15 protein-coding genes and 1 tRNA gene are annotated in these 16,449 nt (G+C 49.0%); 1 reads left to right on the top strand and 15 read right to left on the bottom strand.

Translation table 11 applies throughout. The features are described 5' to 3' along the window. Positions 1–4 precede the first annotated feature (4 nt). From tilS to ccsA, 8 genes are all read right to left on the bottom strand, one after another. A complete protein-coding gene (gene tilS / locus PJI16_09580) occupies positions 5–1,432 on the bottom strand; it encodes a tRNA lysidine(34) synthetase TilS (GenBank protein ID MDT3777803.1) in 1,428 nt (475 codons plus the stop codon). After that, the gene (locus PJI16_09575; protein MDT3777802.1) at positions 1,433–2,404 is read right to left on the bottom strand and encodes a bifunctional riboflavin kinase/FAD synthetase; all 972 of its coding nucleotides are present in this window, start codon (positions 2,402–2,404) and stop codon (positions 1,433–1,435) included. Continuing rightward, positions 2,401–3,384, bottom strand: a complete 984-nt coding sequence (gene hemB, locus PJI16_09570) for a porphobilinogen synthase (protein MDT3777801.1) — start codon at positions 3,382–3,384, stop codon at positions 2,401–2,403. The genes PJI16_09575 and hemB overlap by 4 nt, the downstream gene beginning before the upstream one ends. 8 nt (positions 3,385–3,392) lie before the next feature. Further along, complete coding sequence (locus PJI16_09565; protein ID MDT3777800.1) at positions 3,393–3,785, bottom strand: CBS domain-containing protein; 393 nt, start codon at positions 3,783–3,785, stop codon at positions 3,393–3,395. Between the two features lie 67 nt (positions 3,786–3,852). Further along, positions 3,853–5,424: a uroporphyrinogen-III C-methyltransferase gene (gene cobA, locus PJI16_09560; GenBank protein ID MDT3777799.1), complete on the bottom strand. Its 1,572-nt coding sequence runs from the start codon at positions 5,422–5,424 to the stop codon at positions 3,853–3,855. After that, entirely contained in the window at positions 5,421–6,371 is a 951-nt protein-coding gene (gene hemC / locus PJI16_09555) for a hydroxymethylbilane synthase (protein ID MDT3777798.1), read from the bottom strand. The genes cobA and hemC overlap by 4 nt, the downstream gene beginning before the upstream one ends. After that, positions 6,368–7,726 carry a glutamyl-tRNA reductase gene (gene hemA / locus PJI16_09550; GenBank protein ID MDT3777797.1) on the bottom strand — a complete coding sequence of 453 codons (1,359 nt, stop codon included), beginning with the start codon at positions 7,724–7,726 and terminating at the stop codon, positions 6,368–6,370. Before hemA ends, hemC begins: the two co-directional genes overlap by 4 nt. Continuing rightward, positions 7,723–8,532 (bottom strand): cytochrome c biogenesis protein CcsA, encoded by an 810-nt coding sequence (gene ccsA / locus PJI16_09545; protein ID MDT3777796.1) that lies wholly within the window; start codon positions 8,530–8,532, stop codon positions 7,723–7,725. Before ccsA ends, hemA begins: the two co-directional genes overlap by 4 nt. A 768-nt stretch (positions 8,533–9,300) precedes the next feature. Between ccsA and rsmI the strand changes: the two genes are divergently transcribed. Further along, a complete protein-coding gene (rsmI, locus tag PJI16_09540) occupies positions 9,301–10,047 on the top strand; it encodes a 16S rRNA (cytidine(1402)-2'-O)-methyltransferase (protein MDT3777795.1) in 747 nt (248 codons plus the stop codon). On the opposite strand, the gene PJI16_09535 is transcribed toward rsmI, so the two are convergent. The 7 genes from PJI16_09535 to PJI16_09505 form a co-directional block, all read right to left on the bottom strand. Further along, complete coding sequence (locus PJI16_09535) at positions 10,029–10,253, bottom strand: sulfurtransferase TusA family protein (GenBank protein ID MDT3777794.1); 225 nt, start codon at positions 10,251–10,253, stop codon at positions 10,029–10,031. The genes rsmI and PJI16_09535 overlap by 19 nt on opposite strands. Before the next feature lie 139 nt (positions 10,254–10,392). Next, a complete protein-coding gene (locus PJI16_09530) occupies positions 10,393–11,148 on the bottom strand; it encodes a hypothetical protein (GenBank protein MDT3777793.1) in 756 nt (251 codons plus the stop codon). A gap of 247 nt (positions 11,149–11,395) precedes the next feature. Further along, positions 11,396–11,482: transfer RNA gene (locus tag PJI16_09525), tRNA-Leu, on the bottom strand. 158 nt (positions 11,483–11,640) lie between these two features. Further along, positions 11,641–13,857 carry an ATP-dependent DNA helicase RecG gene (gene recG / locus PJI16_09520; protein MDT3777792.1) on the bottom strand — a complete coding sequence of 739 codons (2,217 nt, stop codon included), beginning with the start codon at positions 13,855–13,857 and terminating at the stop codon, positions 11,641–11,643. Between the two features lie 544 nt (positions 13,858–14,401). Beyond that, the gene (locus PJI16_09515; GenBank protein MDT3777791.1) at positions 14,402–14,881 is read right to left on the bottom strand and encodes a hypothetical protein; all 480 of its coding nucleotides are present in this window, start codon (positions 14,879–14,881) and stop codon (positions 14,402–14,404) included. Between the two features lie 225 nt (positions 14,882–15,106). Further along, complete coding sequence (locus tag PJI16_09510) at positions 15,107–15,820, bottom strand: hypothetical protein (GenBank protein MDT3777790.1); 714 nt, start codon at positions 15,818–15,820, stop codon at positions 15,107–15,109. A gap of 80 nt (positions 15,821–15,900) precedes the next feature. Then, the gene (locus tag PJI16_09505; GenBank protein MDT3777789.1) at positions 15,901–16,404 is read right to left on the bottom strand and encodes a hypothetical protein; all 504 of its coding nucleotides are present in this window, start codon (positions 16,402–16,404) and stop codon (positions 15,901–15,903) included. Positions 16,405–16,449 lie beyond the last annotated feature (45 nt).

Here is a 16,449-nt window from a genome sequence, read left to right as displayed (position 1 = left end):
CATCTTACATGATCATCTTGGCCATAATGACCGAAGTTGTGGATGATGAAACCTTGAACCGTTCATCTGCTCGTAACCCACCAATCCAGACAATCCCCTCAGGCGCAACCAATAAAGGCACCTTGGTCCGTTTTGAACGGGGTACTTTAAGATCCGAAAAAAAATCCTTCAGCTTTTTTTGTTTCCCACCAAGCCCCTTGGGACAAAAAGTATCCCCAGGCGCCCACCTTCGTAACATCAAATCAGGAGTAAATCTCGCAGGGTCAAGATAAACTTCTGATTGGTTCGCATGGCCATCTATTACGGGAGAGGATATTCTTGAAATCGAAAAACGCTCTCCTGTGGGAGGCCAAACCACCTCACCAGGGATGGATACAGGCGTCACCATCATGCTGGAATAATCCGTTCCAGGTTGATTCACTTCCTCACAGGAGGCCATCACCAAACGGTCATACTCCTGAGCAATCCGCACTCCATGACATGTAATCGTCCAACCTGACTGACCATGCTCTATACGGTCTAATACCCTTTCTACAAGATCGAATCTCGGACCCTGATGGTGTCCTGCAAGGATCTGAAGGCTCTGGCGGACCACTCTTCGACGAAGAGGTAAAGGTACGGTTAAGAGCGCCATACGGTCAAAGTGACGTTCTCCCATGCGATTTGACACACATGTGCGCTGAAAGGCTTCATCCGCTAATGTCTCCAGATATGCATGCTCATCACGAAGTATATGTGCCTGCCGGGTCAACACATTCACAATACCCGGCGAATACTGTTTCAATTGAGGAATCAGGTGCTGACGAATGCGATTCCGAAGGTACACAGGTTGAATATTAGAGGAATCCACTCTGGAATCCTCCTGCCTCTCCTCCAGATACGCCACAATTTCACTCCGATGAATATCAAGTAAGGGACGAACGACATGCATTCCTCGTTTTGGAGGAATCCCTCCCAATCCACCGGTTCCAGACCCGCGCAGCATCCACATCAGAACCGTCTCTGCTTGATCATCTGCCGTATGCCCGAGCGCCAACTTTGTCGCCTTTCGGTCAAGAACTATTTGTTCTAATGCCTGATATCTCGCAGTTCTGGCATATTCCTGAAGTGATTTCTTCTTCAATTTTGCATCGTATTTATTCAGATAAAGCCGGCGCACCATAACGGTCACTCCAAATCTCTCACCTAAAGCCTCCACGAACTTCGCATCCCCCTCACTTTCAGGTCCCCGAAATCCATGGTCCACATGACCGATACAGATGTCCCAATGCCACCGGGTTCGCAGCTCCACTAAGCACCTAAAAAGGGCCACAGAATCCGGACCGCCAGAAACCGCTACCACGATCCGATCTCCCGACGCCAATAAGCCCTTTGCCCGAATGGCCTGGTCAATTTTGTATTCCATTCCAAGAACGGGGACTAAACGATTCATCTATCCACTTCCCCCCTGAACAACCGCAGGGATTCGGGGTCGCCCTGAATAGTTCCGCAAAATCTCCCTGGCTCGCTGACCATCGTGGTCCATTTGACTCACGAGGTCCTGGGGATTGGCAAACACCATATCCCCTCGCACACTTTCAATAAAATGCACTGAAATATCTTCTCCATATAGCTGAAGAGTCTTATCAAATATATGCACTTCCAATAAACGTTCCTCTTCAGAAAACGTCGGCCGCGTGCCGATATAGGCAATGGAATCCAGACATTCCCCCTTAAACACTGTCAGCGTGGCATACACACCATCCGAAGGAAGAACTCGGTGCCCTGGAAGTCGAAGATTGGCCGTCGGCCATCCAAACTGTTTCCCACGTTTCTCACCGGGAATCACAATCCCCTCTAACATATAGGGGCGCCCCAAACATTGTGCACCTTGACCCACATCCCCAGCTTTAAGGCATTTGCGAATGCGCGTCGAACTTACCACCTCCTGCCCCACAATCACGGGCGCAATCGGCTCAACAGAAAAACCAGCCGTGGCCCCCAGTTCAATCAAATCCTTCACTCCACCACTTCGTCCCCTACCGAATACAAAATTTTCTCCAACGAATAGCTTTCGGATCCCAAGCCCGTCACGAAGAACCTGCTGGACAAACTCATCCGGCCCCAGACTGGCCAACTCCATCGTAAAAGGGAGAATCACCAGTTCCCCGACTCCGAGACGTTCAAAGAATGCTATTTTTTCATAATCCTCAGATAAAAATTTATGGACGGATCCTGGACGCAACACCTCGACAGGATGGGGAGCAAAGGACAACACCACAGGAAATCCGTTGACCTGCCGAGCGCAATTCACAACAGCCTGGACAAGAGCACGGTGTCCCAAATGCTGCCCATCAAAATTGCCAATGGTCAGAACAGGGCAGGAGGCGGGACGAACCGTAGGTAATCCTCGAGTAATCTTCATAAACCATCACGGTTCATGAGACATACAGCCTCTTTGGCAAAATACGTGAGAATCAGGTCCGCCCCTGCGCGTTTAATCGCGAGTAAACTTTCCATCATCACCGAAGCTTCATTTATCCAGCCTAGTTGTGCCCCAGCCTTAATCATGCTGTATTCGCCACTTACTTGATACGCCGCCACGGGAGCGGCCACAAGTTCACGAACCCGTCGAATAATATCCAAATAAAACAAAGCCGGCTTCACCATCACGATATCGGCACCCTCCTGGATGTCCAGTTCCACCTCACGCAACGCTTCTCTCGCATTGGCTGCATCCATTTGGTAGGACCGTCGGTCCCCAAAAGATGGGCTAGAGAAGGCCGCATCGCGAAACGGGGCATATAACGCGGAAGCATACTTAGCCGAATAGGCCATGATGGGCATCTCAGAGAGTCCCTGTTGGTCCAATGCCTGTCGAATCGCGGCGACCCGGCCATCCATCATATCGGAAGGAGCAACCATATCCACTCCCGCCTCCGCATGACTCAGTGCCATTGCCTGAAGACATTCTAGCGTTTCATCATTCAGAATCCGGCCGTCTCGAACAATTCCGCAATGGCCATGGGAAGTATATTCATCAATGCACACATCGGTGATCACCATTAAATCGGGGACATGATCTTTAATCGCCCGTACCGCACGTTGAACAACCCCTTCCTTCTCATAGGCGGAAGATCCACGCTCGTCTTTGTGTTCAGGAATTCCAAACAGGATAACGGCAGGAATCCCTAATTCCCAGGCATCCTTGGCTTCCTGAATTACCCGATCCACAGACCACCGCCATTGACCAGGCATCGAGACGATCGGTTCTTGCTTATTCTCGCCAAAGGTCACAAACAAAGGATAGATGAAATCTGCGGGACTCAGCTGGGTCTCACGGACCATTCGGCGAAGAGATTCATGTTGCCGCAAACGACGTAAACGATGAACGGGAAATCCCATACTCGTCCTTACTTTCGAGGAAGATTCGTTAAAAAGACCACGAGATCCCGCACGGAGATCATCCCCACCATATTCCCAGCCTGGGTCACTCCCAGATGCCGAATATGTTCTTTAGCCATGAGATCATTTGCATCCAACAGGGTTCGATCTCCCTCGATACTGACAATCGGAGCAGACATAATTTTTTCAACCGTCGTCCGCATCGGGTCCGCACCCGCAGCAACCACACGTCGAACCAAATCCGTATCGGTTAAAATGCCGATGATTTCCTCTCCACTGGTCACAATCACACTCCCGATTCCATTATCCCGCATCATTTCTGCAGCGGTCTTGACCAAAATGTCCCGGTCAACTTTGACAATTTTATCTACAGGGACCATACAAGATTTTACAGGAACCATGACGCTACTCCTCCCATCAATCGGTTAACAAAACGTGGTGTCTGAAACTTCCTCCACCATAGAATAATTATGAAGACGAGACCAATCGCGTATCCTTCGGAGCTTGCTGGGCATGAATGATTATGGCATCGACCAACGCCGGAACCGTACTCTCCAACGCCATGACATCCACCGACAACCCTTCTTCCTGAACGGTTTGAGCTGTGATCGGGCCAATGACCGCCACGATCAAATGCCGGGTTAATTCCTGCAATTCTTGGCGATTCTCAAACAACTGACAAAAATTCCTCACCGTGGAAGAACTGGTAAAGGTCACATATTGAATTTCCCTATTGCGAAGGCGATCGCGAAGAAGGCCAATATCGACCGAAGGAGGGAGCGCTTGATAGGCATGAACCACATGAACCGTGGCACCCATGGCTTCCAACTGGTCAGGGAGAATCTCGCGTGCCACTTTGGCTCGAGGAATCAAAACCCGTTGACCGGAGACCCCCAACCCGCCGAGCGCCTGCAAAATTCCTTCTGCCTGAAAATCCTGAGGAACCAGATCCGATGCAACCCCCCAACGAGCAGCCTCTTCCCGCGTCCGAGGACCAATACAACACACACGGATTCCAGCCAAACTCCTTACATCTTTATGATGAAACCAGAGACGTTTTATAAATGATTGCACACCATTCACACTCGTAAATATCACCCAATCGTATGTCGAAATGGCAGCAATCGCCTCATCCACAGGAGACCAACTATCAGGAGGATGAATCTCCAACGTTGGACATTCCACCGGTTCCGCCCCCTGCCCCGCCAACAAGTTTGAAAGAGCCGGGGCCTGGGCACGAGGTCTGGTCACTAAGATGCCTTGTCCAAACAGAGGCCTTGATTCATGCCAGTTCAGTCGTTCACGCAACCGAACGACTTCACCCACAACAATCACGGATGGCGGACTCATATCTGCCCGAGAGGCTAATCCCACAATGTCGGATAAGGTACCCACCACCGTTCGTTGACGAGCATAGGTCCCCCACCTGATCACCGCCACGGGAGTCGTCGCAGGCTTGCCTTCTTGAATGAGCCGGGCCACAATCTGCGGAAGATTTTTCATGCCCATTAAAAATACCAGGGTCCCTTCAGCCGAAGCGAGACGCGGCCATTCCATCGCACTCGATGGTTTCGTCGGATCTTCATGGCCGGTCACAAATGCGACCGTCGAGGCGAGAGTCCGGTGCGTCACGGGAATACCAGCATAAGCCGGCACAGCCACGGCAGCAGTCACTCCAGGCACAACTTCGAATGGGATCCCTGCGTCAGCAACCACTTCGGCTTCTTCACCTCCACGGCCAAACACAAACGGATCCCCACCCTTGAGTCGCACCACACACTTACCTTCTTGAGCCTTACTCACCAACAAGACATGAATCTCTGCCTGATCTCGGTAAACCCCACGCCCTTTTCGCCCGACATAAATACACTCGGCATGAGAAGGGGCAAATTTCAACAACTCCGGATTAGCCAGGTGATCGTAGAGCACCACATCCGCCTGCTCTAAACATTCCCTCCCCCGTAAGGTCAGCAACTTGGCATCTCCGGGCCCAGCTCCTACTAAAAAAACCCGACCATGATTTGGAACTGATTTGGTCATGCCATCCCATAAATTTCCTGGAGAATGGGCTTCGCCCCCCCATCCAACAGTTGTTCAGCCACCCTCGTGCCAATTGAAGCAGCCTCCCCATTTGGCCCCGATAGCACCTGACGGATATATCGTTTCCCATCAAGACTGGCGACCAACCCCACAAGAGTCAACGTGTCCCCGTGGATAGTCGCATAACCTGCAATTGGAACCTGACATCCGCCTTCAAGACCTGCAAGCAATGCTCGTTCAGCAGTAACCGCAATCCTGGTAGACCGATGTTCAAACTGCCCAACCAGATCTCGAACCCAGATATCATCTTTTCGTCCTTCCAGACCTAACGAACCTTGCCCAATTGCCGGCACACTCACATCCACGGACAAATACTCCGTCACCTCTTGATCCCAACCCAAGCGCTTGAGGCCTGAGGCGGCCAGAATAATGGCATCATAATGACCTTCGCGAACCTTGCGAAGTCGGGTATCAACATTCCCACGCAACATCGCAATCTCAAGATCCGGACGCGCATGTAACAACTGCGCCTGTCTTCGCAAACTACTGGTTCCGACTCGTGCACCAACCGGCAATGTGGCTAAAATATGGCCTTCATGCGCAATCAACGCATCTCTGGGATCCTCTCGCTCGGGAACACAAACAATCTCCAGTCCTTCAGGTAACTCTGAAGGCACGTCTTTCATGCTATGCACCGCTAGATCAATATCTTGTCTCAGCAGGGCTTCTTCTATTTCTTTAACAAACAGCCCCTTTCCTCCAATTTTGGCCAAAGGTACATCTTGAATTTTATCCCCACTGGTTTGGATGCGCTTCAGAATGACAGAAATATCCGGAGCAAGGGCTTTGAGCTGGCGTTGCACCCATTCAGCTTGCCATATGGCTAATTGGCTTCCTCGTGTTCCCACGATGAGCGTCGATCGTGCTCGACTATCCGTCTGATTCACATGCCATCCTTTTGCGGCAGGGGCTCCCCACTGACGCCATCACCCGTCTCATCTTCTAGAAGCTGGACCTCTTCAGAGTGAATCTCCCGTTCCCGCAGTTCAAAAAACCGGCGAGCGGCTTCAATAAACGCAAATCCATTTTGAGATTGCGCTTCGGTTTTTAAGGTCACGACCGGACCATGCAGTAATTTATTCACAATTGCGGAGGCCAGCCCTTCAATGGCAGCCCGCTCCTTCGGCGACAATTCCCCCAAACGACCGAAGACTTTCTCCAACTCCCCCCGCTTGATCTCTTCCGCTTTTTTTCTCAGGGCCACTATGGTGGGGGTTGCCTCCAGTCCGCGAACCCAGGCCACCATGCTGCCGACTTCTTCTCTCACCATGGACTCGGCGGTTTCGGCTTCTTTCAATCGTTCTTCCTGATTATGCCCCACATGGGCCTTGAGATCATCAATGTCAAACACATAGGCGTTATCAACATCCTTGACCGCCGGATCAATATTTCGAGGAACGGTGATATCAATCAAAAACATTGGTCGGTTCATTCGATGATACACCGCCATCTCGATATCATCTTTGGTAATGACATAGTGGGGAGCACCGGTGGCGCAAATCACAATATCCACTTTGGGAAGCGTGCTTCGAAGCTGTTCATACGGAACCGCCTGTCCATGGAAGCGTTCGGCCAGTGCAAAAGCACGATGATGATTCCGATTCGTAATGAGGACCTCCTTCACACCCTGATTCACCAGGTGTTGAGCCGCCAACTTTCCCATCTCTCCTGCCCCCACTAACAGTACGACTCGTTGCTTCAGATTCGAAAAAACTTTTTTGGCCAATTCCACAGCGGCATAGCTGACGGATACCGCATATTCTCCAATTCGTGTATTCGTCCGGACACTTTTCCCAACCGAAATCGCCTTCTTGACGACCTTATTAAGAATGACTCCGGATGAACGATGAGTCAAAGCCAACTCATAGGCTTCCTTGACCTGCCCTAGAACCTGGGGTTCTCCCACGACCATGGAATCTAAACTCGCCGACACACGAAACAAATGCGCGATGGCTTCATCCTCACTGTATCGATACAGGTGAGGGAGTAAATCCTCGGAGGATAAGGAGAAATGGGTTGAGACCAAAAAATCTTCTAATTGACGAAAGCCCCATTCACCATTTTCCACGACGGCATATACTTCAACTCGGTTACAGGTCCCCAGATACATGGCTTCTTTAATACCTGAATAAGCCATGAGCCGTCCCAACGCCTCTCCCATCCGGCTATCCTGGATAGCCAAAAGTTCACGAAGTTCAACAGAAGCCGTCCGATGATTGAGGCCTAACACGATAATATTCATAGCGGTGACATCGGTTGCGGACTTTTGATAAGGATGCCAACAAAAGTTAAAATTACTCCGGCAAATCCCACAATGGTTAGATAGGCGGCCTTTTTCGCCCTCCATCCGGCCGTCACTCTTCCCATCAAGACCGCGAAATAAAAAACCCAGGTAATAAGCGCCCAAATTTGCTCAGAGTTCCAACTTAAATATGAACCAATCGTCAATTGAGCAGAAACTGCCCCTGTCAGGATTCCCAAAGTTAATAGGGGAAACCCAAAAAGGATAGATCGTTGATTTAATGAATCCAAAAAATCCAGCGGCGGGAGCTTGAAAGATAACACATTAAATTGCTTGGACTTCAAAAGGCGCTCCTGCATCACATACATCAACCCAGCCACGAAGGCCACAGCAAATCCGATGGTACCCAAAATACTCAGGGTCACATGCACCCATACCGTCTGAAAAACCGGGGCAAGAGTGCCAGATGACTGAGGCGCAAGAGTTGCCGAAACGAGAGACAGAAATGCCAAGGGAAGGATAAATGCGCCCAACACCGCTAAACCCCTTTTTAGGCCAACCACCAAAAAAACCAGCACTAACCCCCAGGCAAAAAATGACATCGCATCCTTAAAGGTCATAATAGGGATATGCCCCGTCGATACCAGAGCCATAATAAGCGCCGAAGTATGAGAGAAAAACCCTAATCCCGTGGCCACAAGTGAAATTTTGGCGATGACATCAGAACGATGCCAGAGATATAAAAGGAAAAGGAGCGTGCCTCCAAAATAAAAGCCCATGGTGAGAAATGGCAGCAATTCAGGCATTGAATATCCTAGTAAAGAAGCATGCAGAGAAACCCATGTCGAGTATAGATCTGGCTCTATAGAAGGTCAAGAAAATCAACGAGTTACCAATTTCACCTATTTAATAAAAACCTGAATTCCCCAACATAACTTATGCAGTGCTGGGGTAGCTCCACCACAAAGGTTTTAAGCTTGCCCGATCACACTAGCCTCCTATCAAAAATTTATGACAACGCTGCAATATTTTCGTCTTCCGCCATTCTATTTATAGGAATCGCACTAATCACGATTTCACGAAATTCATTAAGGAAACCCCAAAGGCTGGCGAGAGTTTCTTCGATCCCCTGCCTGACTATGAGGATTCCCCCTATCACCTTAGGCAATTAGCGTTCACCGTAATGTTAGGGAGGCGACTTCTAACGCCAGGACTTAAACCCTAAAAAGCCATGCTTGGGGATACAATACGCCAACAATCTGTGACACCAAGCTGCCCAAAGACCGATGATTCAATGACGATAGTCCATGGTCGTGAATGAGCATATGGGCAACAACGAAATTTGATAATAAGGAGGTTGAAATCACCCGAAGATTATCCTGATATTTCAAATCATCCACATCCCGCACCCATAGCCACCTGACCTGCAATCAATGGTCGTCATTCATTCATCCCTTCAGGCCCTTTCATATTGAAACAAAGGGACGAGGCAATTAGGACTGAACCTTCCTGGACAATGACAGACTCACCCAGTACCATCTCAATCTTGCCTTACATCATTTTCCCTACAAGCCATGACCGGAACACTCTATATTGTCAGCACTCCTATCGGTAATCTGGAAGATATGACCTTTCGGGCTATCCGCATTCTAAAAGAAGTGGCCATTATTGCAGCTGAGGACACTCGGCGTACACAAAAACTCTGCACCTATTATCATATCGGCACACCACTCACCAGTTACCACGATTTCAATAAGGAGGAGAAAACCGAAATTCTCCTCCATCGTCTCCAGGAAGGAAGTTCGGTTGCATTGGTGTGCGATGCCGGAACTCCTCTTATTTCTGATCCAGGTTTTTATCTGGTTCGTCAGGCCATCAAGGCAAACATTCCACTTATTCCAATTCCAGGACCTTCCTCTGTTCTTACGGCATTATGTGTGTCAGGCCTACCAACGGATCGATTTATCTTTGAGGGATTTGTTCCAAGAAAACCAGGGGCAAGGGAAAAATTTTTTCAAAATCTTAAAGAAGAGAAAGGAACCATTATTGTCTTTGAAACCCAGCATCGGATTCTTAAAACATTACAGGTCATCACTACTGTCATGGGAAACAGAAACATCGTATTGACACGAGAACTGACAAAAATCAACGAAGAAATACTGCGAGGGGAAATAGAAGAAGTGACTCAACAGTTAAAAGCCAAATCAATTAAAGGAGAAATAACGCTTTTAATTCAAGGGATACCTCAAAGAAGTAAAAGGCAATTTGAACCAGAACCCGAAGGTACTAGTTCTGGCGCCCATCACACACCTACCTTCTGAATAACCACAAGGTAATAGTGTTCAACTTTTTCCTGTTTAAGGATCTGGTGACCCTCATTGGTAATACTTTGAGGGACATTTCGAATTGGTTCGCCTTCATCCAACAACACTCTCAATTGGGAACCGACTTCTAAAGATTCCAGCTTAAGCTTCGTCTTCACGAAATTGTACGGACAAATCACACCTCGAAGATCCAATTCTTCCATGTTCACTCAATCTTCTCCCACCGTCAGCTTATTAACAGAATCGCACTTTCTTCGAATGATTACCTAGATAATAAAAGAGCGTGCCGGATATTGCCCGGCACGCTCTTTTCAAGCACAAAACTATTTTATAACCAGGAACCTATTGAACAGTCCCCTTGTTATAGTTCTTGCGATCATCTCCGTAGTCAGTCGCAACGGTTTTGTCCGTCTTTTCATTGACAGTTGTAGGTTGAGGGGCACATTGCCAGCAAGGAGCAGCACCGGTCATCACACCAAGCTCACTCACGATGCCAGAAGCTACTGATCCTGGCTGAACAGCCCCAGCAGGCACACCAGTCATGCTGTCATTCATAATATTTTGACCCTGGGCCATGTTAGGATCAGGCCCTTGACCAAACCCGCCCTTAAAGTTGGGGTTGTCGATCCCTCCTAGCAATTGACTCCCGTCTAATACATACACATCACGAACTAACTTTCGACCCGTTCCATATTTTTGGGTCTCTGTTGTCTCGTTCTCCGCTTGAACGGTTACATAGTCGCCCTTCCCAATTGCCTTCAAATTCTCATAATTCGTTTTGTCGTCTAAATACAAGGTCATGATGTTCAAAGACCCTCTGAGGGTCTGCCGTTCATCCTGCGAACTCCCCCCTTTAATGAGGTACAACTTGTGGCTTGACAGATCAATAGCCATAACTTCTCCCTGAATGGTCTCATTTGCCGAGAGATACCGTAACATATCGTCTTGGTCCATCACCCGTGATCTGTCACCAACACCCTGGGATTCCCCGACCCCTGTACCATACCCTACATGCTGTGGTTGACGCTCTTGCGCCACCGCCACGCTGACCGAGCCTGCAAAAATCATTGCTAATCCAAAATACCCTACCTTCCGCATGTGGCTCCTCCTTGGAAGTGTGAGTTAATAATCAAAAAAACGAACTAATACAAATATACGATTTTATTTCAGGATCAAGGGCACCAACTATAGTCAAGGCGATAGCCCCTGTCAAGTCAATATTTGACACCAATTCTCCATTCTCCATACTCGAATTACCCCTGATGAATCTCACCCGAATCCGATATGTAACCTATGATGAATTTTACTTTATCCATGTCACAAAAATATCTTACAGAAGTTATGCTGGTGCCCGGAGGGAGGGTCGAACTCCCACTCTCGTGAAAGAACCGGATTTTGAGTCCGGCGCGTCTGCCAGTTCCGCCATCCGGGCAATGATAGTTTGGCATGAGATATCTACCATGAACCTCCTGAGAGGTCAATCCAGATAGGATTCCTATCTTCTACGTAGGATTAACCCTTTCACTATCATCTCATCTCATCTCATCTCATTTCATTGGATTACTGCAGAAATAATCATGCCTCTTCGTTTTACCCAATAGCCCCCAACGCCAACTTTTCACTCCACTTGCGACAAAGGGTTTCCTTGAGGGTGTGATGTTCAGGAAGGATCAACGCAGGATCACGTTCCAATAATTCCACTGCCATCTGCTTGGCTTTTATTAATAACCCGGTATCTCGAGCCAAATCCGCCACACGAAAATCGATATCTCCCCATTGCTTTACTCCAAGAACATGCCCAGGCCCCCGAATTTTCAAATCTTCTTCCGCCAAGGCAAACCCATCTTCACATTGCGCAAATACGCCGAGTCGTCGACGGGCCGTTGATCGAGAGAACGCTTTCGCTTCCGAGCTATCGAGGATCTCATTGGCAAACTTTTGACCCGCCTCAAGTTTCATGGGCATTTGCTGAGAGTAGGGCGGAATTTTTCCCAAGGCATGAATCAGAAGGCAATATCCTTGATGAAGACCTCGCCCGACCCGGCCACGCAATTGGTGAAGTTGCGCCAGCCCGAAACGTTCCGCATGCTCAATAAGCATGACCGTCGCATTATGAACGTCCAAACCCACCTCGACCACAGTGGTGGCCACCAACACATCAATCTCTTTCTTTTTAAATTGGGCCATGACCATCTGCTTTTCGCGGGAAGGCAAGCGACCATGCAACAAACCGAGACGAAAGGGAGAAAATTCTTCGCGTAATTGATCGGCAGCCTTAACGGCTGCTTGCAAATCTATTTTTTCTGATGGTTCAACGAGCGGATACACCACATAGGCCTGCCGCCCCGCTTCTAATTCCTTTCGCATCACACGATGTGCTTCTTTCCGTTGACCGGTCGGGAACAACATCGTCTTTACAGGTTTTTTCCCTGGAGGAAACTGATCAATCACCGACACGTCCAAATCGCCATAAAGCGTCATCGCTAAGGTCCTGGGAATAGGCGTGGCGGTCATCACCAACACATCGGGATGCCAGGCCGCTTTTCCACGAAGCTGTGCGCGCTGCAGCACGCCGAATTTGTGTTGCTCATCCACAATCACCAACCCAAGCTTGGCAAAATTCACATCAGGCTGTAATAACGCATGTGTACCCACCACCACCTGCACATGACCTGACTGGATTCCTGCGAGAATTTTGCCTCGCTCGCGGCCTGTTTGCCCGCCTTTCAACAGGAGACAACGGATACCTAGGGCCTCAAACAACGGAAACAACGATAAATAATGCTGCTCACTCAACACTTCTGTCGGTGCCATCAGCGCGGCTTGATACCCAGACCCACAGGCCATCACGATGGCATGAAGAGCCACCACCGTTTTCCCACACCCGACATCTCCTTGCAGGAGGCGATTCATACAGGTTGGCCGTCCCATATCCTGGCTAATTTCCTGGATCACACGCTCCTGTGCGGAAGTGAGCGAGAAAGGCAACACAGTTTTCAGCTGTTCGACCAACGGATTGCGAACAGCAAAGGCGATGCCTTCAATGTCCTGAGTCTGCCCCTGGCGCCGCATGGCGAGTGCTAATTGCAGGAGAAACATTTCTTCAAACGCCAACCGCCTATGCTCGGGAGTTGCCTGTTGATTCAGGGCCTCCACAAAACGCTCCTGATTGGGAAAATGTAAGACAGGTAACGCCTCTGGAAGGGTTGGGACCCCCAGTTGCATGCGCATCGCCGTCGGCAACATCTCTTGCAGCTGGCCGGCATAATGGTCGAAAATTAATCGAATAATTCGTCGAATCTGCTTGGAGCTCAACCCATTCGTCTCATGATAGACGGGAACAATCCGTCCCCCCGACATGTCCGGCAATTCGTCCTCATCCAACAATTCATACTCCGGCCCGCGCATCGTCATCGGTAGGCTTCCGGAAGAATTGGGCAAGACTGAACCGGTCAATAGCAAGGAGACACCTGGCGCAAAAGTTTTCTCCAGGTAGGGCTGGTTAAAAAACACGCATTCGATAAGACCCGTCTCATCCCTCACCGTAACTGTGACGACGACCAGACCTCTTCGAGAGGTGGTTTTCACCAACACTTTCTGTACTCTGCCTTTAATGGTGGCCTTCATGCCTGGGAGAAGGTTCCCGATGGGCAACACTTCCAAGCGGTTTTCGTATCGCCAGGGTAAAAACCAGAAAGCATCCTCTAATGTCAGTACTCCCAATTTTTCCAGCAAGCGAGCCCTTCTGGGCCCCACCCCTTTGGCAAATTGAATGGGAATCTCAGAGAGGGAGGATGGAGTCGGCATGATGATTACAAAAAGCCTATTGCACCAGAACCGGAAGTCTTAGACCGAACGACCCTGCGGGAATGTGCTCGAACCAGCCCAATCTCCATAAAAGGGCTTATGAGAAATTTGAGGGTGGAAAACGATTAATCCAGATATCACAGATTGCCTGTGAAACGTACGAAGAGAATGGATTGGTGTCAAGAGAAGATTGACATGCGTCATTTTTTGCCAGCCGTGTAGTCCCGCGATACAGGCGAGTTAGCCGACAATTTAAAATAGCCGTCTTGTGTGTGGATTGTCTTTGCGATTCCGCTGGTCTTCTTCCGGAACCCGATTCCGGTGACCGGCAACAGCCAAACTTGCAAGGAATTGGTGAGCTTGTCCTCTTCAAATCACTATTGGCAAGTCAGTTCCAGAATATCCGTACCTTGATGCAATGGACACATTGCATACCCGGTAGTTTTCACATCAAGAAAATACTGGATGCCCCACCTTCTGAAAAAAGTGGTGAGGACACCAAAGAAAAGATTTCGCAAGACCCAATCCTATGGATGGGAAGAGACTACTTGGGGCCTCGCAACGGATTCAGGAGTTTGGAACGATACCCCTTCGCCGGATGGGTCGGAGCTGTGTCTTTCGCCGTGAAATTATCAATAATGTCATCGAAACGTTGCGCACACCCCTTCACATCATTCGGGTCGACCCGGCAAGAGACACACGCGGCATAACTCATGGCATAAATACGATTTACATCTCCGGCGTCCGGATAATTTTTTTGGAGGGCGCTTTGTAAATCAGTATCAAGCTTGCCTCCAGCCAAGCTAGACATGAGACCTGATATTTCCGCACCAAATTTCTTGACCTTATGTTGATCTTCTGTCGACAAGTCTTCCGGAAGCGGGCAGGTATTGGGTTTAATGACAACCGAATCGACTCTGTGCTGCTGCTGACATCCGAAGAGCATGGTCAGCATGCTGACCAACGCAAGGCCCATCATAAACGAATAACGTCGACCCCTTGCAGGAAATTTCAGATTCATCATGAATCCTCCTTTGTCAAGATAGGTTAGAAGCATACGTTCGAAGAGCAACATTATGAGTTGAGGCACGTTGGATGGCAACCACGACAGAGATGAATGAAGGGTTCTTCCTCAATCGAAGCGAACGACTTCCGCAAAAAGCGGATGCAAAAATGAAGGCATTCTGCATTTCTTTTAAAGATGAAAGTCCCGGAACCAGCTAGAACTTCTAAGTAACTTGCAGGTTTTTCACCATGTTTTCTTGAAAAGGCGACGGATAGATCGGCTCCAGTAGACATAGGTTCCAAAGCCAAAGAGTCCCGTGAGCATCAACCACGCCGTATCAGGTTCAGGAATGGGCTGCGAACTTGATCCTGGCAACGAACCAGCAGGTATCGCTGTCCAACGCCCTTTGGTACCGAGGGCTGAGGTCTGTAGAGGTGGGCGCAGGTCAGGATTCCCCAGAAACAGGAGCGGCCTATTCCCTTCTGTTGGACCTATTCTTAGTTCCGTAAGGATTATTTTTTGCGCGCCTATCGTGTAGATAGTACCGGAGCCAAGGCTGAAATTTAAATTAGCATCCGATGTGGGGTCGGTGAGATCGAACTGACAGCCCGATGAACATGGAGCAGGCGTGATATCAATTCCCGGCATGGTTTGATTCCGACGAATGTTCCAGGAAAAATTCAAACGACTGTCGGTGAAATCCGGGATAGGGGATGTCTCCTTGTCTGGGTCGGCAAAGAACGTGAGGGTCGTGGTCACCATACCGAGATCCCCTCCGAAACTGAATTCTCTAAAATAGATGTATTCAGTGAGATCTGCCCTCGCATTGCCATCAGTCATAATTAGGGACACAAGAATGACGGATACGAGAATGACGAACCCACCAGTCAGATTTCGTAAAGTACGTGTGATCGCGCTCTTCTTCGGATAGTAGATGGTCGGTAAATGCAAGATCATGGGATGGCCCTCTGGATTACGTATGGATCATGATCCGTAAGGCTCGATGAGCCATCAACCGTTCCCTCTCCATAGACATGTCATTTGGGACATTCCAATTTTGACTCGCCGGCTTCAATGATCGTCACGACATGCGACACATCGTAATCATCGTAGTATTCCGTGATGACCGAACAGGTGTTTTGCACCGTCTTGAAACAATTTTTCACAGACTCCACCTTCGCGGTTAAATTATGCTTTTCAGATCCGAACGCGGCGACTTCGGTGATCACATCGACATGGCCAAAGCACGCATTGTGACTATCAGGCATGGTTTGCCCTTTTTGCAGAGTGATTAATAGATGAAAATCCTTGGTATCTCTGCCGAAAGGCGGCACCACTTGTTTGTGAGTAAAAACTTTCGGCTCTGCACCAGGCTGAATTTCCTGGTCATTCACATGTATGCCCGTTTCTTCCCAAAGCGTCGCATACACTGGAGTTGAGGTTTTATTGTGCACATAAAATAAGACTTCGTCATCGCCCATTGCCAACGAGGTGTAGGCCAAGAGCAACAACATGGATAACAGCATTGCGAATCGATTCATGTACATACCTCCTTCTCAGAGAACAACTAAACAATGGCACACAGG

This window comes from Nitrospira sp. MA-1, assembly GCA_032139905.1.
Lineage (GTDB): Bacteria > Nitrospirota > Nitrospiria > Nitrospirales > UBA8639 > Nitrospira_E.
The sequence above is the reverse complement of the archived record's forward strand: the minus strand, read 5'-3'. Positions and strand labels throughout refer to the sequence as shown.